A 26,628-nucleotide genomic window follows, 5' to 3' on the forward strand; every position below is an offset into this window, starting at 1 on the left:
ACGCTGACGCGGGCAAGCTCCCGCAGGGCTTGCATGCCCGCCAGATCAATCGCCTGGCGCCGACATGTTGTGCGTGGGTGAGGGGCGGTCAGCTGTGCAGCGTTTCTGCTGCATACAGGGTGTTCTCCAGCAAACCGGCACGGGTCATCGGGCCCACACCACCAGGCACCGGCGTGATCCAGCCAGCGCGGGGCAGGGCGGTCTCGTAGACCACGTCGCCCACCAGCTTGCCGTCTTCCTGACGGTTGATGCCGACATCGATCACAATCGCGCCTTCCTTGATCCACTCGCCCTTGACCAGTCCCGGCTTGCCCGCCGCCACGACCACCAGATCCGCGCGGCCCACATGGCCCGCCAGATCCTGCGTGAAGCGGTGCGTGACGGTGACCGTGCAACCCGCCAACAATAGCTCCATGGCCATGGGGCGACCCACGATATTGGATGCGCCCACGACTACGGCGTCTTTCCCGTACAGGTCCACGCCGGTGCTTTCCAATAGGGTCATGATGCCTTTCGGGGTGCAGGGGCGCAGCAGCGGAATGCGCTGGGCTAGCCGCCCGACATTGTAGGGATGGAAGCCATCGACATCCTTGTCAGGACGGATGCGCTCCAGAAGCGGCGAAGAATCGAGATGCGCCGGTAGCGGCAATTGCAGCAGGATGCCATCGATGGCCGGGTCTTCGTTGAGGCTGTCGATCAGGTCGGTCAGCTCGGTCTGGGTGGTTTCGCTGGGCAGGTCGTAGGCCCGGGAAATGAAGCCGACCTCTTCGCAGTCTTTGCGTTTGTGCGAGACGTAAACCTGAGAGGCGGGGTCGCTGCCGACCAGAATCACCGCGAGGCCCGGCGTACGCAGCCCTTGCTCGCGACGTTCGGCAACTCGTTGAGCGATCTGCTGGCGCAGTTTGGCTGCGATCGCTTTGCCGTCTATTAGTTTTGCAGTCATTACGCGTGATTAACCATCGGAAGGGTGGGAAAAAGAGCGCGCATTCTCGCATGACCTGACGCATGGGCAAAGGCGGTTGGTCCGCTTAATAAGCTAAGCCCTTTAATTAACTGAATTTTTTAGAAAAAAGTGTTGACGACCCTCAAGGCCGTCTATAAGATTCGTCGCACTTGTCGGGCACAACCCCACACAGGATAAGCCGGAAGCGGCGAATCAAGTCGAAAGGTTGATTAAGTCAGGTAGAGTTCAGATCGGCTCAGCGTGATTGAAAGCTCTTAATTTGCAGTCTCAGGAATGCAGATTAACCAAGCGCCCGTAGCTCAGCTGGATAGAGCATCCGCCTTCTAAGCGGATGGTCGCAGGTTCGAGTCCTGCCGGGTGCGCCATAAAGGCAGCTTTGGCACAAGTCAGCAACAACGCAATATGGTGGGCGTAGCTCAGTTGGTAGAGCACAGGATTGTGACTCCTGTTGTCGTGGGTTCGATCCCCATCGTCCACCCCATATTCAAAAGGCGCCAGATGCACAATCTGGCGCCTTTGCTTTAAGCGCTACATGCGGACGTGGTGGAATTGGTAGACACACTGGATTTAGGTTCCAGCGCCGCGAGGCGTAAGAGTTCGAGTCTCTTCGTCCGCACCAGCTACAGCCTTGAGAAATGCCCTGTGCATTCCAGGGATCGAAAAGCCGCCTAGTGCGGCTTTTTTTGTTTCAACGTATTGGTTTCATGCCGGTACGAGCTCGTCAGGCTATTGAGTGGCGGGCTTTTTCCGGAGTGTTTCCAGGGACTGGATCGACATTCGGTCGTGCTTCGCTTCCTTTATATAGGTGCGCGGAAAGTGCGTTCCAGACCGCTTGCGAAGACTTGAATCTTCGTTCATCTGTTCCTGGTTGCATTCCACTGTATTTACCCTTCGTCAGTAGGGTGACTTCTTGAGTTTGACCCACTAGAATGCTTGCCCTTGATTCTGGGGTCGGAAACGGCCGGCTAACGTCTGTGCAACGAGGAATATCCATGCAAGTTTCTGTTGAAAACACTTCCGCTCTCGAGCGCCGCATGACCATTGGCGTGCCTGCTGAGCGCATCGAGACCGAAGTCAACAAGCGTCTGCAGCAGACCGCACGTAAAGCCAAGATCCCGGGCTTCCGCCCTGGCAAAGTGCCTATGAGCGTGATCCGCCAGCGTTACGAAGACGGTGCTCGTCAGGAAGCACTGGGCGACCTGATCCAGGCGACCTTCTACGAAGCTGTCGTAGAACAAAAACTGAACCCGGCCGGCGCCCCTTCTGTCGAGCCAAAGACCTTCGAAAAAGGCAAGGACCTCGAGTACGTCGCGACTTTCGAAGTGTTCCCTGAATTCTCCGTTGCCGGTTTTGAATCCGTGACCGTCGAGCGCTTGTCTGCTGATGTCGCCGATTCCGATCTGGACAACATGCTTGAAATCCTGCGCAAGCAGAACGTCCGTTACGAAGCCGCCGACCGTGCCGCTGCCAATGAAGATCAACTGAACATTGACTTCGTGGGCAAGATCGACGGCGAAGCCTTCGCTGGCGGTTCGGCCACCGGCACTCAGCTGGTGCTGGGCTCGGGCCGCATGATCCCCGGCTTCGAAGACGGCCTGGTGGGTGCTAAAGCAGGCGAAGAGCGCGTTCTGAACCTGACGTTCCCCGAGGACTATCAGAACCTGGAACTGGCCGGTAAAACTGCCGAGTTCACCGTCACCGTCAACACCGTTTCGGCACCGACTCTGCCAGAGCTGAATGAAGCGTTCTTCACGCAGTTCGGCATCAAGGAAACGGGTATCGAAGGCTTCCGTACCGAAGTCCGCAAAAACATGGAGCGCGAGCTGCGCCAGGCCATCAAGTCCAAGGTCAAGAACCAGGTCATGGACGGTCTGCTGGCTGCCAACCCGATTGACGTCCCCAAAGCCCTGCTGGAAAACGAAGTGAACCGCCTGCGTGTTCAAGCCGTTCAGCAATTCGGTGGCAACATCAAGCCTGACCAACTGCCAGCCGAGCTGTTCGAAGAGCAGGCCAAGCGCCGCGTCGAGCTGGGTCTGATCGTCGCTGAAGTGGTCAAGCAATTCGACCTCAAACCTGACGAAGCCCGCGTTCGCGAGCTGATCCAGGAGATGGCTTCCGCATACCAGGAGCCAGAGCAGGTCGTGGCCTGGTACTACAAGAACGAACAGCAAATGAACGAAGTGCGTTCGGTTGTGCTGGAAGAGCAAGTTGTGGATACTGTTTTGCAGAAAGCGAGCGTGACCGATAAAGCGGTCTCGTACGAAGAAGCCGTCAAGCCGGTGGAAGCTCCACAAGCCGCCTGATTTCTTTCTCTCGTTCGAAAACACCATAAGCCAGCCTTCGCGCTGGCTTATGCGTATTCAAGACATGACTATTTGGGAGTGAATGCGAGACATGTCCCGCAATTCTTATATTCAGCAGAACTCTGACATCCAGGCCGCTGGCGGCTTGGTCCCGATGGTTATCGAGCAGTCCGCCCGTGGCGAACGTGCCTATGACATCTACTCCCGTTTGCTCAAGGAACGCGTCATTTTCCTGGTCGGCCCGGTTGAAGACTACATGGCCAACCTGATCTCGGCGCAGTTGCTTTTCCTTGAAGCGGAAAACCCGGACAAGGACATCCATCTCTACATCAATTCACCAGGCGGTTCGGTGACTGCAGGCATGGCGATTTACGACACCATGCAGTTCATCAAGCCGGACGTTTCGACCACCGTAATGGGGCAGGCCTGCAGCATGGGTGCGTTCCTGCTGGCCGGTGGTGCCAAGGGCAAGCGTTTCGCCCTGCCGAATTCCCGCGTGATGATTCACCAGCCGCTGGGCGGTTTCCAGGGGCAGGCGTCGGACATTGACATTCACGCCAAGGAAATCCTGTACATTCGCCAGCGTCTGAACGAGCTGCTGGCTCACCATACCGGCCAGTCGCTGGAAACCATCGAGCGCGATACCAATCGCGACAACTTCATGAGCGCCGAACGCGCTGCTGAATATGGTCTGGTGGACGCGGTGCTCGACAAACGTCAAATGATCAAATGATTGTGTGACAGGCAGTAATCCCGGGTGGTCGGCAGTGCCGTGCCACCTGCGGGCTTGAAAAAGCCTGCAATTGCCTTCATCTTGTGTTGCAAGCCTACCGGATTGGATCGATCGAATGACTGACACCCGCAACGGCGAGGACAACGGCAAACTGCTTTATTGCTCCTTCTGCGGCAAAAGCCAGCATGAAGTGCGCAAATTGATTGCCGGCCCCTCGGTATTTATCTGTGACGAGTGCGTCGACCTGTGCAATGACATCATCCGCGAGGAGGTGCAGGAAGCACAGGCAGAGAGCAGCGCGCATAAATTACCATCGCCGAAAGAAATCAGCGGCATCCTTGACCAGTACGTCATCGGTCAGGAGCGTGCTAAAAAGGTGCTCGCAGTAGCGGTGTACAACCACTACAAGCGCCTGAACCAACGCGATAAGAAAAACGATGATGTCGAATTGGGCAAGAGCAACATTTTGCTGATTGGCCCTACAGGCTCCGGCAAGACGCTGCTGGCTGAGACGCTGGCACGATTGCTCAATGTGCCGTTCACCATCGCCGACGCCACCACCCTGACCGAAGCCGGTTACGTGGGTGAGGACGTGGAAAACATTATTCAGAAGCTGTTGCAGAAATGCGATTACGATGTCGAAAAAGCCCAGATGGGTATCGTCTACATCGATGAAATCGACAAGATTTCGCGCAAATCTGACAACCCTTCAATCACCCGCGACGTGTCGGGCGAGGGCGTGCAACAAGCCCTGCTGAAACTGATTGAAGGCACCGTGGCTTCCGTTCCGCCGCAAGGCGGTCGCAAGCATCCACAGCAGGAATTCCTGCAAGTGGACACGCGCAACATCCTGTTCATCTGCGGCGGCGCATTCTCGGGCCTGGAAAAGGTCATCCAGAATCGCTCCACCAAGGGCGGCATCGGCTTTGGTGCGGAAGTTCGCAGCAAGGAAGAGGGCAAGAAGGTTGGCGAATCCCTGCGTGAAGTCGAGCCTGACGATCTGGTTAAGTTCGGTCTGATCCCGGAGTTCGTGGGCCGTCTGCCGGTTTTGGCGACCCTGGACGAGCTGGACGAAGCTGCGCTGATGCAGATTCTGACCGAACCTAAAAACGCCCTGACAAAGCAATACGGCAAGCTGTTTGAAATGGAAGGTGTGGACCTCGAATTCCGCACTGACGCACTGAAGTCGGTTGCCCGTCGCGCGCTGGAGCGCAAGACTGGCGCCCGTGGCCTGCGTTCCATCCTCGAAGGCGTGTTGCTCGACACCATGTACGAAATCCCGTCGCAATCTGACGTGAGCAAGGTGGTGATTGACGAAAGCGTTATCGAAGGGACATCCAAGCCGTTGTTGATCTATGAAAACAGCGAGCCACCTGCGAAGGCGGCACCTGACGCGTAAGCCCGACGGCTGACTTCGGGCGACTGGAAAACGGAAAAGGGCCCTCGGGCCCTTTTTGCGTTTCAGGGCTTGCTTTGGCATTAAGTCGAAGCGGTGCTTGTTTTTTTGAAGTGCTACCCCCATCTTGGTTTTCAGCTCATTTCTATCTGTCCATGGCCTAAGGCCGCCGTAGAGGCGAAATCATGAAGACGACCATTGAACTGCCTCTTTTGCCATTGCGCGATGTCGTGGTGTATCCGCACATGGTGATCCCACTGTTCGTGGGGCGCGAGAAGTCGATTGAGGCCCTTGAGGCTGCGATGACGGGTGACAAGCAGATCCTGCTGCTCGCGCAAAGAAATCCCGCAGACGATGATCCGGGTGAAGACGCCCTTTATAGCGTAGGGACCATTGCAACCGTATTGCAGCTGCTCAAGCTGCCGGACGGCACTGTCAAGGTGCTGGTCGAAGGCGAGCAACGTGGCTCCGTCGAGCGTTTCATTGAAGTTGACGGCCATTGCCGCGCGGAAGTGGCACTGATCGACGAAGTCGATGCCCCGGATCGTGAATCCGAAGTATTCGTGCGCAGCCTGCTGTCGCAATTCGAACAATATGTGCAGTTGGGTAAAAAAGTCCCGGCTGAAGTCCTGTCGTCGCTCAACAGCATTGATGAGCCTGGCCGCCTGGTGGACACCATGGCCGCCCACATGGCGCTGAAGATCGAGCAGAAGCAGGAAATTCTCGAGATTATCGACCTGGGCGCCCGGGTCGAACACGTGCTCGCCTTGCTGGATGCTGAAATCGACCTGCTTCAAGTCGAGAAGCGCATTCGTGGTCGCGTGAAGAAGCAGATGGAGCGCAGCCAGCGTGAGTACTACCTGAATGAGCAGATGAAGGCCATTCAGAAAGAGCTTGGCGACAGCGAAGAAGGCCACAACGAAATCGAAGAGCTGAAAAAGCGCATCGATGCTGCGGGCCTACCGAAAGACGCTATGACCAAGGCCACTGCCGAGCTGAACAAGCTCAAGCAGATGTCACCGATGTCGGCTGAGGCCACGGTGGTGCGCTCGTACATCGACTGGCTGGTGCAGGTGCCTTGGAAGGCGCAGAGTAAGGTGCGTCTGGACCTGGCGCGCGCGGAGGACATCCTTGATGCCGATCACTACGGTCTGGAGGAAGTCAAAGAGAGGATCCTCGAATACCTCGCTGTACAAAAACGCGTGAAGAAAATTCGTGGTCCGGTGCTGTGCCTGGTTGGCCCGCCTGGCGTGGGTAAAACCTCGTTGGCCGAGTCGATCGCCCATGCGACCAACCGCAAGTTCGTGCGTATGGCATTGGGCGGCGTGCGTGACGAAGCTGAAATTCGCGGTCACCGCCGTACCTACATCGGTTCGATGCCAGGCCGTTTGATCCAGAAAATGACCAAGGTTGGCGTGCGTAACCCGCTGTTCCTGCTCGATGAAATCGACAAAATGGGCAGCGACATGCGTGGCGATCCCGCGTCGGCGCTGCTGGAAGTGCTCGATCCCGAGCAGAACCATAACTTCAACGATCACTATCTGGAGGTCGATTACGACCTGTCTGACGTGATGTTCCTCTGCACCGCGAACTCGATGAACATCCCGCCAGCGCTGCTGGATCGGATGGAAGTGATTCGTTTGCCGGGTTACACCGAAGACGAGAAGATCAACATCGCGACCAAATACCTCTCGCCCAAGCAGGTCGCTGCCAACGGCTTGAAGAAAGGCGAAATCGAGTTCGAAGAAGAGGCCATACGCGACATTATTCGGTACTACACGCGTGAAGCGGGCGTGCGCAGTCTGGAGCGTCAGATCGCCAAGGTCTGCCGCAAGGCGGTCAAGGAACACGCAGGCGAGAAGCGTTTTGCCGTGGTGGTGACTGCCGCTACGCTGGAACACTTCCTTGGCGTGCGTAAATTCCGCTACGGTCTGGCCGAGCAGCAAGATCAGATCGGTCAGGTGACGGGGCTGGCCTGGACGCAGGTCGGGGGTGAACTGCTTACGATCGAAGCCGCCGTGGTGCCAGGTAAGGGTCAGTTGATCAAGACCGGTTCGCTGGGCGACGTGATGGTCGAATCGATCACTGCGGCATTGACGGTCGTGCGCAGCCGTGCGAAAAGCTTGGGCATCCCTCTGGACTTCCATGAGAAGCGCGACACCCATATCCACATGCCGGAAGGGGCAACGCCTAAAGACGGCCCTAGCGCGGGCGTAGGCATGTGCACGGCATTGGTTTCAGCGCTGACACAGATTCCGGTCCGTGCAGACGTCGCGATGACTGGTGAAATCACTTTGCGGGGCCAGGTGCTGGCGATTGGCGGCTTGAAGGAAAAACTGCTGGCCGCACACCGTGGAGGAATTAAAACGGTCATCATTCCGGAAGAAAACGTCCGTGATCTGAAGGAAATTCCGGACAACATCAAGGCAGATCTGCAAATCAAACCTGTTAAATGGATTGACGAAGTCCTGCAAATTGCGCTGCAATACGCGCCGGAGCCCTTGCCGGATGTGGCTCCGGAGATGGTTGCAAAGGATGAAAAACGCGAGTCTGAGTCCAAGGAAAGAATTAGCACGCATTAGTCTGTGGGGCCTTCCTTGACAGCTTTTTAGAGCCCTTGTTATAAAGCGGCTCTTCAGGTGCCAATAGGCCACTCAGCGTTCGTTTCGCTTCATCAAAAAACTTAGAAAATATACTCAATATAGATAGATATAAGGGGACTTAGAGTGAACAAGTCGGAACTGATTGATGCTATCGCCGCATCCGCTGACATCCCGAAAGCTGCTGCTGGCCGTGCGCTGGACGCAGTAATCGAATCCGTCACTGGCGCTCTTAAGGCTGGCGACTCCGTTGTACTGGTTGGCTTCGGCACTTTCTCCGTAACCGATCGTCCTGCCCGTACCGGCCGCAACCCTCAGACTGGCAAAACCCTGGAAATCCCGGCTGCCAAGAAGCCAGGTTTCAAAGCCGGTAAAGCACTGAAAGAAGCGGTCAACTAAGTCTCTTCGTACCTTTGCCCGCCCAGCGCAGCGTTATGTCTGTTCTGGGCGTGAAGCGGCAAGTGCGGTTGGTCAAGCGCTGGCCTGTCACTCCGGGGTACGCCACATCGAACCCTGTCCGCTTCACCTGGTTTGATCGATTTTGAAAGTTACGAGAAGGCGCATCCTCGGATGCGCCTTTCTTCTATCCGGAATACACCCACGCTCCGCTCCGTGTGTCGCAGCTTGGTGAGTTGAGTACAGCCCTCTGGGGGACGCATGCTGCAGAATATCAGGGACAATTCACAAGGCTGGATTGCCAAGACCATCATCGGTGTAGTCATGGCGCTGATGGCCCTGACCGGTTTCGACGCCATTTTCAGGGCCACCAGCCACAGCCAGGACGCTGCCAAAGTCAATGGCGACGAAATCAGTCAGACAGATCTGGGGCAGGCCGTCGAGATGCAACGTCGCCAGCTGTTGCAACAATTGGGCAAGGATTTCGATCCGTCGATGCTCAATGAGCAAATGCTGCGTGACTCGGCGCTCAAGGGCCTGATCGATCGCAAACTGCTGCTACAAGGTGCAGCGGACGCCAAGTTCAGCTTCTCTGAAGCGGCGCTGGATCAGCAGATCCTGCTGACGCCTGAATTTCAGGTGGACGGCAAATTCAATGCTGATCGTTTCGATCAGGTCGTGCGTCAGCTGGGCTACAGCCGCATGCAATTCCGTCAGATCCTGGGTCAGGAGATGCTGATCGGCCAGATTCGTGCTGGCATCGGTGGCAGCGCGTTCGTCACGGACGCCCAGGTCGATGCGTTCGCCCGTCTGGAAAAACAGACGCGGGATTTCGCCACGCTGACACTGCCCGCCGATCCGTCCAACGTGAAAGTCAGCGAGGCCGAAATCAAGGCGCACTACGACCAGCATGCCAAGGAGTTTTTGAGCCCTGAGCAGGTCGTGCTTGATTACATCGAACTGAAGAAGTCGTCGTTCTTTGACAAAGTGTCGGTCAAGGATGAAGACCTTCAGGCCGCTTATCAGAAGGAAATCGCCAACCTGGCCGAGCAGCGTCGTGCGGCTCATATCCTGATCGAAGTCAACGATAAGACCACCGACGCGCAAGCCAAGGCGAAGCTCGAAGAGATCCAGCAGCGTCTGGCCAAGGGTGAAGACTTCGCCGCATTGGCCAAGGAGTTCTCGCAAGACCCGGGCTCATCGGCCAAGGGGGGTGATCTGGGTTACGCAGGGAAGGGGGTTTACGATCCGGCCTTCGAAGATGCGCTGTATGCGTTGAACAAGGATCAGGTCTCCGCCCCGGTCAAGAGCCAGTTCGGCTGGCATTTGATCAAGCTGCTGGGGGTCGAGGCACCGTCGGTGCCAACGTTCGCCAGCCTGAAAGAGAAGCTGACGCATGACCTGAAATCGGAACAGGTCGAGCAGAAGTACGTCGATGCCAGCAAAAAACTGCAAGACGCCGCGTACGAAGCGTCTGATCTGACCCAGCCTGCGCAGGACTTGGGGCTCAAGGTTCAGACCACCGCGCCGTTCGGTCGCGAGGGTGGCGAGGGCATTGCCGCTAACCGTGCCGTCATTCAGGCCGCTTTCAGCCCTGAAGTGATGGAAGAGGGTTCCAACAGCTCGGCGCTGGAACTCGATCCCGAAACCGTGGTGGTGGTGCACGTGAAAGAACACCGTCAGCCTGAGCAGCTGCCGCTGGAAGCGGTCTCTGACGCCATTCGCGCGCAGCTGGTGAAGAACCATGCCAGCGACGCCGTCAAGGGCAAAGGCGAGGCGCTGCTGGCCGGTCTGCGTGACGGCAAGGTGCCGTTTGTTGCGACCAAGCAGGAGGGCCAGAGCTGGAAGGTCGTTGAAGCGGCTTCCCGCAGTCAGGAGGGCGTCGATCCTCAGGTGCTGCAGGCATTGTTCCGCATGCCTAAGCCGGAAGGTAAAGACAAACCGGTCTACAGCAGCCTGACGGCGGCAGACGGCAGCTTCGTGATCGTGCGCTTGAATGGCGTGAATCAGGCAGCGCCAGCGACCGATGCCGAGAAGACCCAGTATCGTCGCTTCCTGGCGTCTCGTGAGGGCCGTCAGGACTTCGAGTCCTACCAGGCACAGCTGAAATCAGCGGCGAAGATCGAGAAGTATTGATCTGCTGTAGTAGCTGCTGAAAATGAGAGGCCCCGGTTCGAGAGAATCGGGGCTTTTTGTTTTTTGTTTTTGTGGCGGCGTTGAAACAGGGGGCATCTCCGTTGCCGTGGGTGGCGCTGACATCGGTTTCGCTCTTACAGCGGGTCACTTTTTTCAAGCGTCGGAATGCCGAACCGCACAAAAGTAACCAAAAAGGCCCTGCTCCTGGTTGGGCCTTCGTTCCTGGGGTTCCCTGCATTCCGGCGACGCCCCGTGGGCCCGCGCCGACGGACATCCATGTCCTAGCGGCGCTCTCGCGGCATCCATGCCGCTCGACCCGCTCCGCGCCGCCTGCGTTCGGCCTGCACCCAAGTCGCGTTCTGCGGCGTCTGAACTGACGCGCATGAAGAGCAACGCGGGGCAGGGGCTAACGCCCATCGCATTCTGGTGTTGAGCAGAAGATCTTTCACTTACCGGATTTACTGTGGGAGCCGGCTTGCTGGCGAAGGCGGTGTGTCTGTTACAGATGAACTGCTTAATACACCGCTTTCGCCAGCAAGCCGGCTCCCACAGGAGGATTGCGCCAAGTTGAGGATTTGCCTTTGCCTTTGCCTTTGATCTTCCCCACTTTCCCGCCTTTCGGAAGTGACCCGCGTAAGGGCGGAATCATCCTCCGCAACGTCACCCCGAATGGATATTCACACCGCCCAAAAAAGCAAAAAAAAGCCCCGACTCTCAAGAATCGGGGCTTTTCCAGTCATCGCGAAACGCTCAAAACATCAGCCTTCCAGATCACCCATCGCCGTGGTGTTGAAACCACCGTCGACGTACATGATTTCACCGCTCACACCCGACGCCAGGTCCGAACACAGGAACGCGCCTGCGTTGCCCACTTCGTCGATGGTGACGTTACGACGCAGCGGGGTTTGCGCTTCGTTGGCGTCCAGCATTTTGCGGAAGTTTTTGATGCCGGAAGCGGCGAGGGTGCGGATCGGGCCGGCCGATACGGCGTTGACGCGGGTGCCGTCCGGACCAAGGCTGCGGGCCAGGTAGCGAACACCGGCTTCAAGACTCGCTTTGGCCATGCCCATGACGTTGTAGTTTGGCATGGTGCGCTCGGCGCCCAGGTACGACAGGGTCAGCAGGCTGCCGTTACGGCCCTTCATCAGCTCGCGACCGGCCTTGGCCAGCGCGACGAAGCTGTAGGCGCTGATGTCGTGGGCGATGCGGAAACCCTCACGGGTGGTGGCCTGGGTGAAATCGCCGTCCAGTTGGTCGCCTGGCGCGAAGCCGACGGAGTGCACGATGCAGTCCAGGCCATCCCACTTCTTGCTCAACTCTTCGAAAACCTTGGCGATCTCCTCGTCGCTGGCGACGTCGCAAGGGAAGCACAGATCAGCGCTCGAACCCCAGCCGGCGGCGAATTCTTCGACGCGGCCTTTGAGTTTTTCGTTCTGGTAGGTGAAGGCAAGCTCAGCGCCCTCGCGATGCATGGCGGCAGCGATACCGGATGCGATGGACAGTTTGCTGGCGACACCGACGATCAGGACGCGCTTACCGGCGAGAAAACCCATGGTTTTTTCCTCTTCAGGTTAATCGACAGTTGCTGGGGCCAGAAACGCGGCCTCCAGCAGCTGTTGTGTATAAGGATGTTGCGGCGCAGCGAAGATGTCTTCTGCCACACCCTGTTCGACCACTTGGCCTTGCTTGACCACCATCAGTTGGTGGCTCAGCGCTTTGACTACCGCCAGGTCATGGCTGATAAACAAATATGTCAGGTTGTACTTGGTTTGCAGTGAGCGCAACAGCTCCACCACTTGGCGCTGAACGGTCCGGTCGAGGGCCGATGTCGGCTCGTCCAGCAAAATCAGCGCCGGTTTTAACACTAATGCCCGTGCGATGGCGATCCTTTGCCGCTGTCCGCCGGAAAACTCATGGGGGTAGCGGTGCCGGGTTTCCGGGTCCAGACCCACTTCCTTGAGCGCTGCGATCACCGCCGCTTCCTGCTCGACCGGCGTGCCGATCTTGTGAATGCGCAGGCCTTCGCCCACGATGTCACACACCGACATGCGCGGACTCAGGCTGCCAAAAGGGTCCTGAAACACCACCTGCATCTGCCGCCGCAACGGTCGCACCTGGTCCTGTTTGAGGCAGGCCAGCGAATCGCCTTGAAAGCGTATCGCGCCTTCACTGCGAATCAACCGAAGAATGGCCAGGCCCAGTGTCGATTTACCCGAGCCGCTTTCGCCGACGATCCCCAGCGTCTGGCCCTTGGGCAGACTGAAGTGGATGCCGTCCACGGCCTTCACGTGATCGACAGTGCGCTTGAACACGCCTTTCTTGATCGGAAACCAGACCCTGAGGTCATCGACTTCCAGCAGCGGGGCGCCCGGCACGTTGTTCGCCGGACCGCCTTTCGGTTCGGCACTGAGCAATTCTTGGGTGTACGGATGCTGTGGCGCGCAGAACAGTTCTTCGCACGACGCCTGTTCGACGATGCAACCGCGCTGCATGACACATACGCGGTTGGCTATTTGTCGAACAACGTTCAAATCGTGGCTGATGAGCAACAAAGCCATGCCCAGACGGGCCTGCAATTCTTTCAGCAGCTTGAGGATTTTTAGCTGAACCGTGACGTCCAGCGCAGTGGTCGGCTCGTCGGCGATCAGCAGCTCAGGCTCATTGGCCAGGGCCATCGCGATCATCACCCGCTGACGCTGGCCCCCGGACAACTCGTGGGGCAGGGCCTTGAGACGCTTGCGCGGCTCGGGAATGCCCACCAACTCCAGCAACTCCAACGTGCGCCGTGTCGCAGCTTTGCCGGTGAGACCTTTGTGCAGGCCCAGCACTTCGTTGATCTGCTTCTCGATGGATTGCAGCGGATTGAGCGAGGTCATCGGCTCCTGAAAAATCATCGCGATGCGGTTGCCACGGATGGCGCGCATGCGCTTCTCGCTGACCGTCAGCAGCTCGTTGCCTGCGTACTGGATCGCTCCGGTCGGGTGCCGTGCCAAGGGGTAGGGCAGCAATCGCAGAATGGAGTGGGCGGTGACGGACTTGCCCGATCCGCTTTCGCCTACAAGGGCCAGGGTCTCGCCCTTGCGAATGTCGAAGCTGACACCTTCGACCACCCGTTGGGTTTTCTGGCCGGTGACGAACTCGACGGACAGGTTACGGATTTCGATCAGATTGTCCTGGCTCATCTCATTTCCTCGGGTCGAAGGCGTCACGGGCGGATTCGCCGATGAACACCAGCAGACTCAACATGATCGCCAGCACGGCGAAGGCGCTGATCCCCAGCCATGGCGCTTGCAGGTTGGATTTGCCTTGGGCGACCAGTTCGCCCAGTGAAGGCGAGCCCGCGGGCAGGCCGAAGCCCAGGAAATCCAGCGCGGTCAGCGTGCCGATCGCGCCGGTGAGGATGAACGGCATGAAGGTCATGGTCGACACCATGGCGTTGGGCAGGATGTGGCGGAACATGATCGCGCCGTTCTGCATGCCCAGGGCGCGGGCCGCGCGCACGTATTCAAGGTTACGCCCGCGCAGGAATTCGGCGCGCACCACGTCCACCAGGCTCATCCACGAGAACAGCAGCATGATGCCCAGCAGCCACCAGAAGTTCGGCTGCACGAAGCTGGCGAGGATGATCAGCAAATACAGCACCGGCAGGCCCGACCAGATTTCCAGAAACCGCTGGCCGACCAGATCGACCCAGCCGCCGTAGAAGCCCTGCAAAGCGCCGGCGATCACGCCGATGACCGAGCTGAGCACCGTCAACGTCAGGGCGAACAGCACCGAAACGCGAAAACCGTAGATCACCCTGGCCAGCACATCGCGGCCCTGATCGTCGGTGCCGAGCAGGTTTTCTCTGGACGGCGGCGCGGGAGCTGGGACTTTCAAGTCGTAGTTGATGCTCTGGTAGCTGAACGGAATTGGCGCCCACAGCGTCCATCCGTCTTTCGCCGCGATCAGTTCCTTGATGTACGGACTTTTGTAATTGGCTTCCAGTGGAAATTCGCCGCCAAAGGTCGTCTCGGGGTAGCGCTCGAACACCGGGAAATACCACTGGCCGTCGTATTTGACGATCAGCGGCTTGTCGTTGGCGATCAGCTCGGCGCCAAGGCTCAAGCCGAACAGGATGAGAAACAGCCACAACGACCACCAGCCGCGCTTGTTGGCCTTGAAACGTTCGAAACGGCGTCGATTGAGAGGGGACAACGTCATATCAATGATCCCTGCGGTCGAAGTCGATACGGGGGTCAACCAGGGTATAGGTCAGGTCGCCAATCAGTTTCACCACCAGCCCCAGCAAGGTGAAGATGAAAAGGGTGCCAAAGACCACTGGGTAGTCGCGGTTGATCGCAGCTTCGAAGCTCATCAGGCCGAGGCCGTCGAGGGAGAAGATCACCTCCACCAGCAGCGAACCGGTGAAGAAAATGCCAATGAACGCCGACGGGAACCCGGCGATTACCAGTAGCATCGCGTTGCGGAACACATGGCCGTAGAGCACGCGGTGTTGGGTCAGGCCTTTGGCTTTGGCGGTGATCACGTATTGCTTGCCGATTTCATCGAGGAAGCTGTTCTTGGTCAGCAGGGTCATGGTGGCGAAGTTGCCGATCACCAGCGCCGTGATCGGCAGCACCAAGTGCCAGAAATAGTCGCCGACCTTGCCCAGCAGGCTCAGCTCATCGAAGTTGCTGGAGGTCAGGCCGCGCAGCGGGAACCAGGCGAAATAGCTGCCCCCCGCGAACACCACGATCAGCAAAATGGCGAACAGGAATGCCGGGATCGCGTAGCCGACGATGATCGCCGAACTGGTCCAGACGTCGAACTGACTGCCGTGCCGCGTGGCCTTGGCGATCCCCAGCGGGATCGACACCAGGTACATGATCAAGGTGCTCCAGAGGCCCAGCGAGATCGACACCGGCATCTTCTCGACGATCAGGTCGATGACCTTGGCGTCGCGGAAGAAACTGTCGCCGAAATCCAGGCGGGCGTAGTTCTTGACCATGATCCACAAGCGTTCCGGCGCTGACTTGTCAAAGCCGTACATGTGCTCGATTTCCTTGATCAACGCCGGGTCCAGGCCCTGTGCGCCGCGGTAGGTCGAGCCCGCCACCGAGACTTCGGCGCCACCCCCGGCGATGCGGCTGGTGGCGCCTTCGAAGCCTTCCAGCTTGGCGATCATCTGTTCGACAGGGCCACCGGGGGCGGCCTGAATGATCACGAAGTTGATCAGCAAGATGCCGAACAGGGTCGGCACGATCAGCAGTAAACGCCGCAGAATGTACGCCAGCATGTTATTGCTCCGTGTCCTTGGAGGGCGCTTCAGGCTCGGCGGTGTCCTGCGCGGTTTGCACCGGAATCGCAGGGGTCGCGTCGGGTTTGACCCACCAGGTCATGCTGCCGATGTCGTACAGCGGGGATTTTTTCGGATGGCCAAGATGATCCCAGTAGGCCAAACGCCAAGTCTTGATGTGCCAGTTGGGGATCACGTAATAGCCCCAGAGCAGGGCGCGGTCGAGGGCGCGGGTGTGATCGATGAGGCTCTGCCGCGAATCGGCGTTGATCAGCCCGCTGACCAGTGCGTCGACCGCCGGGTCTTTCAGCCCGATCAGGTTATAGCTGCCCGGTTTGTCGGCGGCGGAGGAATCCCAGTATTCGCGCTGTTCGTTGCCCGGTGAGCTGGATTGCGGAAAGCTGCCGACGATCATGTCGTAGTCCCGCGAGCGACGGCGGGTGATGTACTGCGAAACGTCCACCCGGCGAATCTCCAGGTTGATGCCGATGTCAGCGAGGTTGCGTTTGAAGGGGAGCAGCACGCGCTCGAACTCGGTCTGGGCCAGCAGGAATTCAATGCTGACCGGCTTGCCTTCGGTGTCGACCATCTTGTCGCCGACGATCTTCCAGCCGGCCTCTTTCAACAGCGCAAAGGCCTTGCGTTGTTGCTCGCGAATGATGCCGCTGCCGTCGGTGACCGGCAGTTTGAATTCCTCGGTGAACAGCGCAGGCGGCAGCTTGTCACGCAGCGGGTCGAGGATTTTAAGCTCGGCCTCTGATGGCAGGCCTCGCGAGCCCATGTCCGAGTTATCGAAATAGCTTTTGGTACGGGTGTACATGCCGAAGAACAGTTGCTTGTTGGTCCATTCGAAATCCAGCAGCAGGCTCAGCGCCTGGCGCACGCGCACGTCCTGAAACATTGGTTTGCGCAGGTTGAAGATGAAGCCCTGCATGCCCTGCGGGTTGCCGTTGGGAATTTCTTCTTTGATCAAGCGGCCTTCGCGAACGGCCGGCACATCATAAGCGGTGGCCCAGTTCTTCGCGGTCATCTCCTGCCAGAAGTCGAAGGCACCGGCTTTCAAGGCTTCGAGGGCCACGGTGTTGTCGCGGTAATAGTCGGTGGACAGCTTGTCGAAGTTGTAAAAGCCTTTGTTCACCGGCAGGTCTTTGCCCCAGTAGTCCTTGACCCGCTCGTAACGCACCGAGCGTCCGGGTTTGACCTCCACCACCTTGTACGGCCCGCTGCCCAGCGGGATTTCAAGGTTGCCTTTGCTGAAATCGCGACTGGCCCACCAGTGTTTCGGCAGCACCGGCAGTTGGCCGATGATCAGCGGCAGCTCGCGGTTGTCGTTGTGCTTGAACTTGAACAGCACTGTGGTCGGATTTTCCGCGACCGCCTGGTCGATGTCCGCGTAATAGCTGCGGTACAACGGCGAGCCGTCCTTGATCAGCGTCTCGAAGCTGAACACCACGTCTTCGGCGCGCACCGGGTGGCCATCGTTGAATCTGGCTTCGGGGCGCAGATAGAAGCGCACCCAACTGTTGTCCGGCGCCCGTTCGACTTTCTCGGCGATGAGCCCGTATTCGGTAAACGGTTCGTCGAGCCCCTGACGCATCAGGGTGTCGTAGATCAGGCCGATATCGTCGGCCGGTACGCCTTTGCTGATGAACGGGTTAAGGCTGTCGAAGCCGCCGAACCCGGCGCTGCGCAGGATGCCGCCTTTGGGGGCGTCGGGGTTGACGTAGTCGAAGTGCTTGAAGTCGGCCGGGTACTTCGGCGCTTCGTTGTACAGCGTGATGGCATGTTGCGGCGCCGCCAGGGCTGAGCCGGTCATCCCGAGCAGCAAAGGGGCCAGCAGGAACGGGCTGAGCAGCAAGCCGCCAGCCCGCGTCAGGGAGCGGAGGGCAGTCATGGGTTTTTCTCCGAAGGCTTGAGCCACCACGCACGCAGGCCCAGGGTGTAGGGCGGGGTGGTGACGAAGGCGAATCTGTTGCGGTACGCCAGACGATGGGTGCTGAGGTACCAGTTGGGGATCATGTAGTGCTGCCAGAGCAGGACGCGGTCCAGTGCCTTGGTCGCGGCAACCTGGTCTTCACGGGTTTTCGCCGCCAGTAGCTGGCTGAGCAGGTTGTCCACCACCGGATTGGCGACGCCTGCGTAGTTTTTGCTGCCTTTGATGCTGGCCTGGCTGGAATGGAAGTATTGCCATTGTTCCAGCCCCGGACTCAGGGTCTGGCTAAGGGTCATCAGAATCATGTCGAAATCGAACTGGTCCAGGCGCTGTTTGTATTGGGCGCGATCGACCGTGCGCAGCCGAGCCTCGATGCCGATTCGCGTGAGGTCTTCGATGTAGGGTTGCAGGATTCGTTCGAGGCTGGGATTCACCAGGAGTATTTCGAAACGCAACGGTTGGCCGGCGGCGTTGGTCAGACCGCGGTCGGTGAATCGCCAGCCGGCGTCGGCGAGCAGCCCGAGGGCACGGCGAATGGTGTCGCGAGGTACGCCGCCGCCATCGGTTTTCGACACCGAGAACGGCTGGGTGAACAATGGCGCAGGCAATTGGGTGCGGTAGGGCGACAGCATCAGGAATTCGCGACCGGAGGGGAGGTCGGTCGCGGAAAACTCACTGTTGGGGTAATAGCTGGTGGAGCGCGCGTAGGCGTTGTTGAACAGTGTGCGGTTGGTCCACTCGAAATTGAACATCAGACCCAACGCTTCACGCACACGGATGTCGGCGAACGTTCCGCGCCGGGTGTTCATGAACAGGCCTTGGGTCTGGGTCGGGATCTGGTGCGCAATCTGCGCCTTGATCACCTTGCCTTCATTGACGGCGGGGTAATCGTAACCCGTGAACCAGTTTTTGGCCTGATGCTCGATGTAGATGTCGAATTCCCCGGCCTTGAACGCTTCGAAGGCCACGTCGGCGTCGCGGTAAAACTCGACGTCCACGCGATTGAAGTTGTATTTCCCGCGATTGACCGGCAAGTCCTTGCCCCAATAATCCCTGACCCGCTCGAACACCAGGCTGCGACCCGGACGCACTTGGGTGATGCGATAAGGCCCGCTGCCCAGCGGCGGTTCGAAGGTCGTGGCTTTGAAGTCGCGGTTTTTCCAGTAATGCTGGGGCAGCACCGGCAATTCGCCGAGGCGCAAGATCAGTAATGGGTTGCCGGACCGCTTGAACACGAAACGGATGCGGTGGCGGTTGAGAATGTCGACCCGCTGCACCTCTTGCAACGCCGTGCGGTATTGCGGGTGTCCGTCTTTCAACAGGGTTCTGTAGGAAAACGCCACGTCGTAAGCCGTGATCGGCTTGCCGTCATGAAAGCGCGCTTCTGGCCGCAGGTTGAACACGACCCAGCTGCGGTCTTCGCTGTATTCGACGGTCTTGGCAATCAGGCCGTAGCTTGAGGTCGGCTCGTCGCCGGAAGGGTCGTATTGCCCGGTGCCGACCATCAGCGGCTCGTTCAGCTCGTTGACCCCGTATTGGCCGAAATTCGGCGTCGAGATCGGGCTACTGCCTTTGAAGGTGTAGGGATTGAGCGTGTCGAACGTGCCGTTGGCCATGATTCGCAGGGTGCCAGCCTTCGGCGCCTCGGGATTGACCCAGTCGAAATGGGTGAAGCTGGCCGGGTACTTGAGGACACCGAACTGCGCGTAACCATGGCTTTCGGCAATGGTCGCGGCGGCTGTCGTGCTCAAGACCAGGCTGAAAGTCAGCAGCAAGAGGCGTATCAAATGACGGTCTGTCCAGGCAGCGGTCGGTCACAGTAACAGCTTGTATGGGCTGGAAAAAGAGTGGGGGCCAGCATCGAACCTGTAGGGGTGAGCTTGCTCGCGATAGCGGTGTTTCAGACGACCAATGTGCCACAGACACACCGCTATCGCGAGCAAGCTCACTCCTACAGGGTTCAGGGGTGCGTCTACGAATGAGGCGTTGAAGGATCCAACGCAATCGTGCTTCTGCCGGGCATGCGGTGTCGGTAGATCAATGCGGCAGATAGACCGTCAATGTCTGACCCGGCTTCAATGCCTGACCGCTGCGCGGGTTCCAGCGCTTGAGGTGCTGCATTTCAACGTTGAAGCGTTTGGCCACGGCGTACATCGAATCGCCTTTCTGGATCTTGTACTGCATGGCCTTTTGCTCGCTGTCCTTGGATTTGCTGCCGGTGTCGGACTTGGCCACTGCGCGTGCGCTGGTTTTGGCGGCGGGCTTGCTGGTGTCCTGCATCACCAGCGTCTGGCCCACTTTCATGTTATGGCCGGTGAGCTTGTTCCAGTGCTGCAGGTCTTTGGCGTCGACCTTGTTGACGCGAGCGATCTGGGCGAGGGTGTCGCCTTTCTTCACCTTATAAGTGCGCATGCGCACGGGCTTTTCGTCCACCTCAGCCACTTCTTCGAAGACTGGCAGGGCGGTTTTCATGCCCGGTTGCACGGGGATGGTCAGCGCTTGGCCGCGTTTGAGGTGATTACCCGACAGCTTGTTCAGGTCCTTGAGCGTGCTGGTCGACACCTTGTAGCGGCTGGCAATGCTGGCCAGGCTGTCGCCGGGACGCACGCGATATTGCTGCCAGTCCACCAGCTCTTCGGGCTTCATGTTCGACAGGTTGGCGGTCAGCAATTGCGATTTGGAGGTCGGCACCAGCAGGTGCTGGGGGCCATCGATGGTCAGACGCTTCTTGAACGCCGGGTTGAGCTGCATTAGCTCGTCTTCGTCGATGTTGGCCATCTGCGCGACTTTGGACAGGTCCATGCGCTGGTTCAGCTCGACGACTTCAAAGTACGGCTTGTTATCGATCGGATTGAGGTTGACGCCATAGGCTTCCGGCGACATGACCACCTGCGACAGGGCCAGCAGCTTGGGCACGTAGTCGCGGGTTTCCTGCGGCAGCGGCAGGTTCCAGTAGTCGGTCGGCAGGTTGAGCTTTTCGTTGCGTTCAATGGCGCGGCTGACCGTGCCTTCGCCGGCGTTGTAGGCCGCCAGTGCCAGCAGCCAGTCGCCGTTGAACATGTCGTGCAGCTTGGTCAGATAGTCCAAGGCGGCGGCGGTGGACGCCGTAATGTCGCGGCGGCCATCGTAGAAGTTGGTCTGACGCAGGTTGAAGTAGCGGCCGGTGGACGGGATGAATTGCCAGATGCCCGCCGCATCGCTGCGCGACAGCGCCATCGGGTTGTAGGCGCTTTCGATCACCGGCAGCAGCGCCAGCTCCAGCGGCATGTTGCGTTCTTCGAGGCGTTCGACGATGTAGTGCATATAAAGGCTGCCACGCTCGCCGGCCGTTTCGAGGAACGACGGGTTGTTGGCAAACCACAGGCGCTGTTGGTCGATACGCGGATTGAGGCCGTTGCCGTCTTGCAGCTGGAAGCCTTGACGCATGCGCTCCCACACATCATGGGGCGGGGCCAGCGGCGCAGGTTTGCGCGCCACGAAAACGGGTTGGGGTTTGGCGACGGCGGGGGTGTGAGCGACCTTGGACGAGGTGCCGGGCTCCAGGCTGCTGGTGGTCTGACAACCTGCCAACGTTGCACTCGCGACCACCGCGATTGCTTGCGCCAACCGAGTCAATGCGTCGGAATTAAAGGTTCTGCGTATGGATGACGACATTGGCTGGGGGATAGTTCCAGTCGAAAATGTCGGGCGATTCTAGAAAGCGTCTTAACAACGGTCAACCTTTCAGAATTTTTGTGCCGATCCGCCACCCGTTTAGAACTTATCTTTCCAGGCGCGCAAGGCGGCAAAAACCGCGACGGGCGACGTATTGTCGGTGCCGGTCCGTTCGTCCGCTTTTTGTTTTACCGAAGGTTGCGACGCCCGAAGGAACGGATTGGTCTTGCGCTCCAGCCCCAATGTCGAGGGCAGACTGATGCGGTTTTCCTCGCGCCAGCGGGTCACTTGCTCGAACCGACCGGTAACGTCCGGATTCTCCGGCTCCACAGCCACGGCAAAGCGCAGGTTGCTGAGGGTGTATTCGTGGGCACAGTAAACGTGGGTGCTGTCGGGCAGTTCCGCCAGACGGCCCAACGAATGGTGCATTTGTTCAGGCGTGCCTTCGAACAGGCGACCGCAGCCTGCCGCGAACAGCGTGTCGCCGCAGAACAGCAACGGCGTCTGCGGATCAGCGTGGTAGAACGCGATGTGCCCGAGGGTGTGGCCGGGAACGGCATGGACGACGAACGTCAGGCCGAGTACGGTGACTTCGTCGTGGTCGACCAGGGCGACGTCCCGCGCCGGAATCTTTTCGTTCGCCGGTCCATGGACTTTCGCGCCGGTCAGGTCTTTGAGTTCGGCCACCCCGCCCACGTGATCGGCATGGTGATGGGTGATCAGAATGTCGCTCAATGTCCAATCGGGATGCTGACCGAGCCAGGCCACCACTGGCGCGGCGTCACCGGGATCGACCACGGCACAGCGTTTTTTGGCATTGTCTTGTAACAACCAGATGTAGTTATCGGTGAAAGCGGGCAGGGCATCGATCTGTATCATGGCGCGATTCACTTGGCTGGAAACAAAGCGCAATCTTAGAGTCTGAATAGCGTCCACGCGAGCCTTCTCGCGCGGGCCATCTCATGGAGACCGGAAATGACCGATGAAGCGTTCGCCCAGGCCGACCCCGAGTGGCTTGAGTTGATCAGCGCTGCCCGTGAGTGGCTGTCCGCCCCTTTGGGGCAATTGTTGCTGGAAGAAGAACGACGGGTGCTCGAAGAAGAACTCGAGCGGTTCTTTGGCGGCTACCTGGTGCACTACGGCCCGTCGGCGCAAAACCCGCCTGAGGCCAAGCAGGTTCAGCGCAATGTGCGTCTGGGTGCGCCTCTGCCGGGGGTTGAGATCGTGTGCGAAGAACAGGCCTGGCCGTTGAGCGAGCACGCGGCGGATGTCGTGGTAATGCAGCACGGGCTGGATTTCTGTCTTTCACCCCATGGTCTGTTGCGCGAGGCCGCCAGCAGTGTGCGACCTGGTGGCCATTTGGTAATCGTCGGCATCAACCCTTGGAGCACGTGGGGCATCCGTCATTTCTTCGCTAACGATGCCTTGCGTCGGGCGCGTTGCATCTCGCCATCGCGGGTCGGCGACTGGCTTAATCTGCTGGGCTTCGCGCTGGAGAAACGCCGGTTCGGGTGCTATCGTCCGCCGCTTGCCTCGCCCAAGTGGCAGCAGCGTCTGTCCGGCCTCGAGCGTCTGGGCGGTGGCTGGCAGAGCCCTGGCGGTGGCTTCTATTTATTAGTGGCACGCAAAATGGTGGTGGGGCTGCGCCCGGTGCGCATGCCACGTCGCGAACCCATGGGTAAGCTGCTACCGCTGCCGATGGCCAAGGTCAACCGGCGCACCCCTGAGCCTTGATGCGTGATCGCTAATCGCCGGGCTTCATCAATTCTGGAACGAACGTAATGAGCGATACCGTAGAACTCTTCTCCGACGGCGCCTGCAAGGGCAATCCTGGCCCGGGGGGCTGGGGCGCATTGCTGGTGTGCAAGGGCGTGGAAAAGGAACTCTGGGGTGGTGAAGCCAACACCACCAACAATCGCATGGAACTGCTGGGAGCGATTCGCGGGCTCGAAGAACTCAAGCGGCCCTGCGACGTGACCCTGGTCACCGACTCGCAATACGTGATGAAGGGCATCACCGAGTGGATGGTCAACTGGAAGAAGCGTGGCTGGAAGACGGCCGCGAAAGAGCCGGTGAAGAATGCCGACCTGTGGATGCAGCTGGACGAGCAGGTCAATCGCCACAACGTCACCTGGAAATGGGTGCGAGGTCACATGGGGCACCATGGCAACGAGCGCGCCGACCAGTTGGCCAATCGCGGCGTGGATGAGGTGCGGGGGATCAAGCACGGATAGTGGCACACCGATTTTTTGTGGGAGCCAGCTTGCTGGCGAATGCGATGGGTCAGCCGCCATTGATGTTTCTGATCGGCCGAATTCGCCAGCAAGCCGGCTCCCACAGGTGTTGCGTCAGCCAATCGTTCTTGCGCACATCCCGAAAACTCCCGTGTTAATATCCGCGCCTGCAACCGAGGCGCCAGGCAATGACTGCACAGAACATCATCACTGAACGTCGAGTCGTACTCGACACCGAAACCACCGGTATGCCCGTCACCGACGGCCACCGGGTGATCGAGATCGGGTGTGTCGAGGTGATCGGTCGGCGGCTGACCGGGCGTCATTTCCACGTGTACCTGCAACCGGACCGGGACAGCGACGAAGGCGCCATTGGCGTTCACGGCATCACGGACCAGTTCCTGATCGGCAAGCCGCGCTTTGCCGAAGTCGCCGATGAGTTCTACGAATTCATCAAAGGCGCGCAGTTGATCATCCACAACGCGCCGTTCGACGTGGGCTTCCTGAATAACGAATTCGCCCTGATCGGCCAGCACGACCGCGCCGACCTGTCTGCGTATTGCTCGATCCTCGACACCCTGGCCATGGCCCGTGAGCGTCATCCAGGTCAGCGCAACAGCCTCGACGCCCTGTGCAAACGCTACGACGTCGATAACTCGGGTCGTGAGCTTCACGGCGCATTGCTCGACTCCGAGATTCTGGCCGACGTTTATCTTGCAATGACCGGTGGCCAGACGGCCCTGTCCCTGGCGGGTAACAACGACGGCGAGGGCGGTGCGGATCGTCCTTCCGAAGTACGCAAAATCGTCAATCGCACGCCGGGCCGAATCATCCTTGCCAATGAAGCAGAACTCGCCGATCACGAAGCGCGGCTTGCCGTGATCGCCAAGTCTGCAAATGCCCCGGCGCTCTGGACCCAATTGCTCGAAGTCCAGGCCCAGCAGGGCTGAGGCTCCCCGTGACAATGGCCAGCCCGACCTTAAGCATTCGTGTCGCAGACGAATGCTTCGAGGATTACATCCTCAACGGCGAGTTCACCTTCACGGTCACCGGCTACGCCCAAGTGCAGATCGACCAGCCCGTGGCGCAATGGCCGGTGATGCCGGTCGAGCCTTACCTGAAGAATTACGGAATCGATTCGGAAGAGTTCTGCAACTACCGTGACGGCGGGGAGGGCACGGTGCTGGTGGCTTGGCTGGACGAGAATCCGGTGGGGCATATCGTCATCAGCAAGCACTGGAATGGCTTTGCCCACATCGATGAGCTGGCGGTGGATACCGTCGCCCGGCGCAACGGAGTTGCCGTGAAATTGCTGGACGTGGCGCAGTTCTGGGCCCGCAAACACAACCTCCCCGGCATCGTGCTGGAAACCCAGAACAACAACCTGGCGGCGTGCAAACTGTATGAAAGCTACGGGTTTGAGGTCGGCGGAATCGACCACCTGCGCTACCGCGCCATCGATCCGATGACGCGAGAGTCAGCGATCTTCTGGTACCTGCTTTTCGACTCCGTCAACAGCTCCGAGCGATAAGCTGCAAGCCACAAGCTGACCAACGCATTCCCAGACACCGCGTACTGCTTCTGCTTGCAGCTCGCCACTTGCAGCTCGCCACTTGCAGCTCGTGGCTGCTTCTCCGGAGCTTGCAGCTGCTGTCAGCTGGTACGGGTGAGTTTGATCCCCGACTGAACCAGCTCGAATTCATCGCCTCCCAGATGGTTTACGCGGTCGCCAATGGCCAGGCGATAAGTGGACACGGGCTCCTTGCCGTCAACCTCGTCGGGCTGTGATTCGCGGAATTCATGCACCGGGTAGACGCGACCTTCCGCATCTCTGGCATGAAATTGCCCAACTAGAACTGAAGCCATTTGCTTTGTAACCTCTGGAAATAACTGCTCGTTATCGCCCGCATCGTACCACTGCGTGCCGTGAATCCGTGTCCGCTTGTAAGGCAATTCCGTAGGAACCGTAGGCGCCTTCTTCGCTCAAGCCTTTCAGACCGCTGTTTTGAGGGGGAGTTTTCGTCAGGGGAAAAAATACTCGCGACCAACGGTCAGGCGGAATTCGGCAGACCCGGGCCGAAGATCAAGAGATTCGATCAGTGGCAACCAAAAAACAGGGCGGACCAAACGGCATCTTTCATCTATAACTGTCCACTCCCCCCATCAGAAGAAGGTCAGCTTCATGAGCCAGCCCCATACCATTGCAGTGATCGTTGGCAGCTTGCGAAAGGACTCCCTCAACCGCAAAGTTGCTCGCGCACTGGCAGAGTTGGCACCGCCGAGCCTGAAACTCAGCATCATCGAAATCGGCGATCTGCCGCTGTACAACGAAGACATCGACCTCGATTCGCCTCCCGCTTCCTACACCGCATTCCGCCAAGCCCTGCAAGGCGCGGATGGTTTTCTGTTCGTCACCCCTGAATACAACCGCTCGGTGCCAGGCGCGCTGAAGAACGCGATCGACGTGGGTTCGCGTCCGTATGGCAAAAGTTCGTGGGGCAAGGCCAAGCCTGCCGCAGTGGTGAGCGTGTCGCCGGGCGCCATCGGTGGTTTCGGTGCGAACCAGCATTTGCGTCAATGCTTTGTGTTCCTCGATGTGCTGTGCATGCAGCAGCCTGAGGCGTATCTGGGCGGTGCCGGGAATTTCTTCGACGAGCAGGGCAAGCTCAACGAGAAAACCCGCCCGTTTTTGCAAAGCATCATCGATGCGTTTGCGGCCCATGTGGCGCGTACGCTCAAGGCCTGAGGTTTTATCGGGGCCGGATTGCTGCCGAGTACGTCGTATCAGCCGTTGCCGCGGTGGCTGATTCAACGATTTCGCCAGCAAGCTGGCCCCTCTTCCGGTGTCGCATGACCCGCCTCTGGCGAATGAACTCGCTCCCACACGACCCCCACCGCAATAGCCGCCATCTGCGGGTTGCAATCCCCGAATCGCAGAGCCCAACTTCGGATTCAAAGGCACTGCGTACCTGATTCAGTCAACCGCAACGGTCCACGCGGA

21 protein-coding genes and 3 tRNA genes are annotated in these 26,628 nt (G+C 59.0%); 14 read left to right on the forward strand and 10 right to left on the reverse strand.

Annotation, left to right across the window (positions count from 1 at the left end; all coding sequences use genetic code 11):
• Positions 1-88 precede the first annotated feature (88 nt).
• Positions 89-943 carry a bifunctional methylenetetrahydrofolate dehydrogenase/methenyltetrahydrofolate cyclohydrolase FolD gene (gene folD, locus B3N48_RS07145; RefSeq protein ID WP_296181219.1) on the reverse strand — a complete coding sequence of 285 codons (855 nt, stop codon included), beginning with the start codon at positions 941-943 and terminating at the stop codon, positions 89-91.
• 309 nt (positions 944-1,252) lie between these two features.
• Here folD and B3N48_RS07150 point away from each other — a divergent pair.
• From B3N48_RS07150 to B3N48_RS07190, 9 genes are all read left to right on the forward strand, one after another.
• Positions 1,253-1,329 (forward strand) — tRNA-Arg (locus B3N48_RS07150).
• A 40-nt stretch (positions 1,330-1,369) separates the two neighbouring features.
• A tRNA-His gene (locus tag B3N48_RS07155) sits at positions 1,370-1,445 on the forward strand.
• 53 nt (positions 1,446-1,498) lie between these two features.
• A tRNA-Leu gene (locus B3N48_RS07160) sits at positions 1,499-1,583 on the forward strand.
• 373 nt (positions 1,584-1,956) lie between these two features.
• On the forward strand, positions 1,957-3,267 hold the full coding sequence (tig, locus tag B3N48_RS07165) for a trigger factor (protein ID WP_296181221.1): 1,311 nt from the start codon (positions 1,957-1,959) through the stop codon (positions 3,265-3,267).
• A gap of 91 nt (positions 3,268-3,358) precedes the next feature.
• Positions 3,359-4,000, forward strand: coding sequence for an ATP-dependent Clp endopeptidase proteolytic subunit ClpP (gene clpP, locus B3N48_RS07170; RefSeq protein ID WP_296181224.1), 642 nt, complete (start codon positions 3,359-3,361; stop codon positions 3,998-4,000).
• A 115-nt stretch (positions 4,001-4,115) separates the two neighbouring features.
• Positions 4,116-5,399 (forward strand): ATP-dependent Clp protease ATP-binding subunit ClpX, encoded by a 1,284-nt coding sequence (clpX, locus tag B3N48_RS07175; RefSeq protein WP_166593224.1) that lies wholly within the window; start codon positions 4,116-4,118, stop codon positions 5,397-5,399.
• Positions 5,400-5,581: 182 nt separating this feature from the next.
• Entirely contained in the window at positions 5,582-7,978 is a 2,397-nt protein-coding gene (gene lon, locus B3N48_RS07180; RefSeq protein WP_296181233.1) for an endopeptidase La, read from the forward strand.
• Positions 7,979-8,122: 144 nt separating this feature from the next.
• Positions 8,123-8,395: an HU family DNA-binding protein gene (locus B3N48_RS07185; RefSeq protein ID WP_003183171.1), complete on the forward strand. Its 273-nt coding sequence runs from the start codon at positions 8,123-8,125 to the stop codon at positions 8,393-8,395.
• Positions 8,396-8,653: 258 nt separating this feature from the next.
• On the forward strand, positions 8,654-10,528 hold the full coding sequence (locus tag B3N48_RS07190; RefSeq protein ID WP_296181287.1) for a SurA N-terminal domain-containing protein: 1,875 nt from the start codon (positions 8,654-8,656) through the stop codon (positions 10,526-10,528).
• 758 nt (positions 10,529-11,286) lie between these two features.
• Here B3N48_RS07190 and fabI read toward each other — a convergent pair.
• From fabI to gloB, 8 genes are all read right to left on the reverse strand, one after another.
• The gene (fabI, locus tag B3N48_RS07195) at positions 11,287-12,081 is read right to left on the reverse strand and encodes an enoyl-ACP reductase FabI (protein WP_296181290.1); all 795 of its coding nucleotides are present in this window, start codon (positions 12,079-12,081) and stop codon (positions 11,287-11,289) included.
• Between the two features lie 18 nt (positions 12,082-12,099).
• The gene (locus tag B3N48_RS07200; protein WP_296181292.1) at positions 12,100-13,710 is read right to left on the reverse strand and encodes an ABC transporter ATP-binding protein; all 1,611 of its coding nucleotides are present in this window, start codon (positions 13,708-13,710) and stop codon (positions 12,100-12,102) included.
• A 1-nt stretch (position 13,711) separates the two neighbouring features.
• Positions 13,712-14,731: an ABC transporter permease gene (locus B3N48_RS07205; protein ID WP_296181295.1), complete on the reverse strand. Its 1,020-nt coding sequence runs from the start codon at positions 14,729-14,731 to the stop codon at positions 13,712-13,714.
• A 1-nt stretch (position 14,732) separates the two neighbouring features.
• On the reverse strand, positions 14,733-15,806 hold the full coding sequence (locus B3N48_RS07210; RefSeq protein ID WP_296181297.1) for a microcin C ABC transporter permease YejB: 1,074 nt from the start codon (positions 15,804-15,806) through the stop codon (positions 14,733-14,735).
• Between the two features lies 1 nt (position 15,807).
• Entirely contained in the window at positions 15,808-17,700 is a 1,893-nt protein-coding gene (locus B3N48_RS07215; protein ID WP_296181299.1) for an extracellular solute-binding protein, read from the reverse strand.
• Positions 17,697-19,526 (reverse strand): extracellular solute-binding protein, encoded by a 1,830-nt coding sequence (locus B3N48_RS07220; protein ID WP_296181304.1) that lies wholly within the window; start codon positions 19,524-19,526, stop codon positions 17,697-17,699. Before B3N48_RS07220 ends, B3N48_RS07215 begins: the two co-directional genes overlap by 4 nt.
• A 250-nt stretch (positions 19,527-19,776) precedes the next feature.
• On the reverse strand, positions 19,777-21,393 hold the full coding sequence (locus tag B3N48_RS07225; RefSeq protein WP_296181307.1) for a LysM peptidoglycan-binding domain-containing protein: 1,617 nt from the start codon (positions 21,391-21,393) through the stop codon (positions 19,777-19,779).
• A gap of 99 nt (positions 21,394-21,492) precedes the next feature.
• Positions 21,493-22,272, reverse strand: coding sequence for a hydroxyacylglutathione hydrolase (gloB, locus tag B3N48_RS07230; RefSeq protein ID WP_296181309.1), 780 nt, complete (start codon positions 22,270-22,272; stop codon positions 21,493-21,495).
• Positions 22,273-22,368: 96 nt separating this feature from the next.
• Between gloB and B3N48_RS07235 the strand changes: the two genes are divergently transcribed.
• The 4 genes from B3N48_RS07235 (at position 22,369) to B3N48_RS07250 (ending at position 25,158) form a co-directional block, all read left to right on the forward strand.
• On the forward strand, positions 22,369-23,127 hold the full coding sequence (locus B3N48_RS07235; protein ID WP_296181312.1) for a class I SAM-dependent methyltransferase: 759 nt from the start codon (positions 22,369-22,371) through the stop codon (positions 23,125-23,127).
• A gap of 47 nt (positions 23,128-23,174) precedes the next feature.
• On the forward strand, positions 23,175-23,627 hold the full coding sequence (gene rnhA, locus B3N48_RS07240) for a ribonuclease HI (RefSeq protein WP_296181314.1): 453 nt from the start codon (positions 23,175-23,177) through the stop codon (positions 23,625-23,627).
• Positions 23,628-23,833: 206 nt separating this feature from the next.
• The gene (gene dnaQ / locus B3N48_RS07245; protein WP_296181659.1) at positions 23,834-24,577 is read left to right on the forward strand and encodes a DNA polymerase III subunit epsilon; all 744 of its coding nucleotides are present in this window, start codon (positions 23,834-23,836) and stop codon (positions 24,575-24,577) included.
• An 8-nt stretch (positions 24,578-24,585) separates the two neighbouring features.
• Positions 24,586-25,158: a GNAT family N-acetyltransferase gene (locus B3N48_RS07250; protein WP_296181317.1), complete on the forward strand. Its 573-nt coding sequence runs from the start codon at positions 24,586-24,588 to the stop codon at positions 25,156-25,158.
• A gap of 122 nt (positions 25,159-25,280) precedes the next feature.
• On the opposite strand, the gene B3N48_RS07255 is transcribed toward B3N48_RS07250, so the two are convergent.
• Entirely contained in the window at positions 25,281-25,493 is a 213-nt protein-coding gene (locus B3N48_RS07255; protein ID WP_296181322.1) for a hypothetical protein, read from the reverse strand.
• A 316-nt stretch (positions 25,494-25,809) separates the two neighbouring features.
• Here B3N48_RS07255 and B3N48_RS07260 point away from each other — a divergent pair, with 316 nt between their 5' ends.
• Positions 25,810-26,373, forward strand: a complete 564-nt coding sequence (locus B3N48_RS07260; protein ID WP_296181325.1) for an NADPH-dependent FMN reductase — start codon at positions 25,810-25,812, stop codon at positions 26,371-26,373.
• Positions 26,374-26,628 lie beyond the last annotated feature (255 nt).

The sequence above is a fragment of the Pseudomonas sp. UBA1879 genome, from assembly GCF_002338065.1.
Classification (GTDB): Bacteria; Pseudomonadota; Gammaproteobacteria; order Pseudomonadales; family Pseudomonadaceae; genus Aquipseudomonas.

What these genes read in the sequence shown, in the direction of transcription:
- folD (WP_296181219.1), bottom strand. Translation starts at nt 943, where the DNA reads ATGACTGCAAAACTAATAGACGGCAAAGCGATCGCAGCCAAACTGCGC.
- tig (WP_296181221.1), top strand. Translation starts at nt 1,957, where the DNA reads ATGCAAGTTTCTGTTGAAAACACTTCCGCTCTCGAGCGCCGCATGACC.
- clpP (WP_296181224.1), top strand. Translation starts at nt 3,359, where the DNA reads ATGTCCCGCAATTCTTATATTCAGCAGAACTCTGACATCCAGGCCGCT.
- clpX (WP_166593224.1), top strand. Translation starts at nt 4,116, where the DNA reads ATGACTGACACCCGCAACGGCGAGGACAACGGCAAACTGCTTTATTGC.
- lon (WP_296181233.1), top strand. Translation starts at nt 5,582, where the DNA reads ATGAAGACGACCATTGAACTGCCTCTTTTGCCATTGCGCGATGTCGTG.
- B3N48_RS07190 (WP_296181287.1), top strand. Translation starts at nt 8,654, where the DNA reads ATGCTGCAGAATATCAGGGACAATTCACAAGGCTGGATTGCCAAGACC.
- fabI (WP_296181290.1), bottom strand. Translation starts at nt 12,081, where the DNA reads ATGGGTTTTCTCGCCGGTAAGCGCGTCCTGATCGTCGGTGTCGCCAGC.
- B3N48_RS07200 (WP_296181292.1), bottom strand. Translation starts at nt 13,710, where the DNA reads ATGAGCCAGGACAATCTGATCGAAATCCGTAACCTGTCCGTCGAGTTC.
- B3N48_RS07205 (WP_296181295.1), bottom strand. Translation starts at nt 14,731, where the DNA reads ATGACGTTGTCCCCTCTCAATCGACGCCGTTTCGAACGTTTCAAGGCC.
- B3N48_RS07210 (WP_296181297.1), bottom strand. Translation starts at nt 15,806, where the DNA reads ATGCTGGCGTACATTCTGCGGCGTTTACTGCTGATCGTGCCGACCCTG.
- B3N48_RS07215 (WP_296181299.1), bottom strand. Translation starts at nt 17,700, where the DNA reads ATGACTGCCCTCCGCTCCCTGACGCGGGCTGGCGGCTTGCTGCTCAGC.
- B3N48_RS07225 (WP_296181307.1), bottom strand. Translation starts at nt 21,393, where the DNA reads ATGTCGTCATCCATACGCAGAACCTTTAATTCCGACGCATTGACTCGG.
- gloB (WP_296181309.1), bottom strand. Translation starts at nt 22,272, where the DNA reads ATGATACAGATCGATGCCCTGCCCGCTTTCACCGATAACTACATCTGG.
- B3N48_RS07235 (WP_296181312.1), top strand. Translation starts at nt 22,369, where the DNA reads ATGACCGATGAAGCGTTCGCCCAGGCCGACCCCGAGTGGCTTGAGTTG.
- rnhA (WP_296181314.1), top strand. Translation starts at nt 23,175, where the DNA reads ATGAGCGATACCGTAGAACTCTTCTCCGACGGCGCCTGCAAGGGCAAT.
- B3N48_RS07255 (WP_296181322.1), bottom strand. Translation starts at nt 25,493, where the DNA reads ATGGCTTCAGTTCTAGTTGGGCAATTTCATGCCAGAGATGCGGAAGGT.
- B3N48_RS07260 (WP_296181325.1), top strand. Translation starts at nt 25,810, where the DNA reads ATGAGCCAGCCCCATACCATTGCAGTGATCGTTGGCAGCTTGCGAAAG.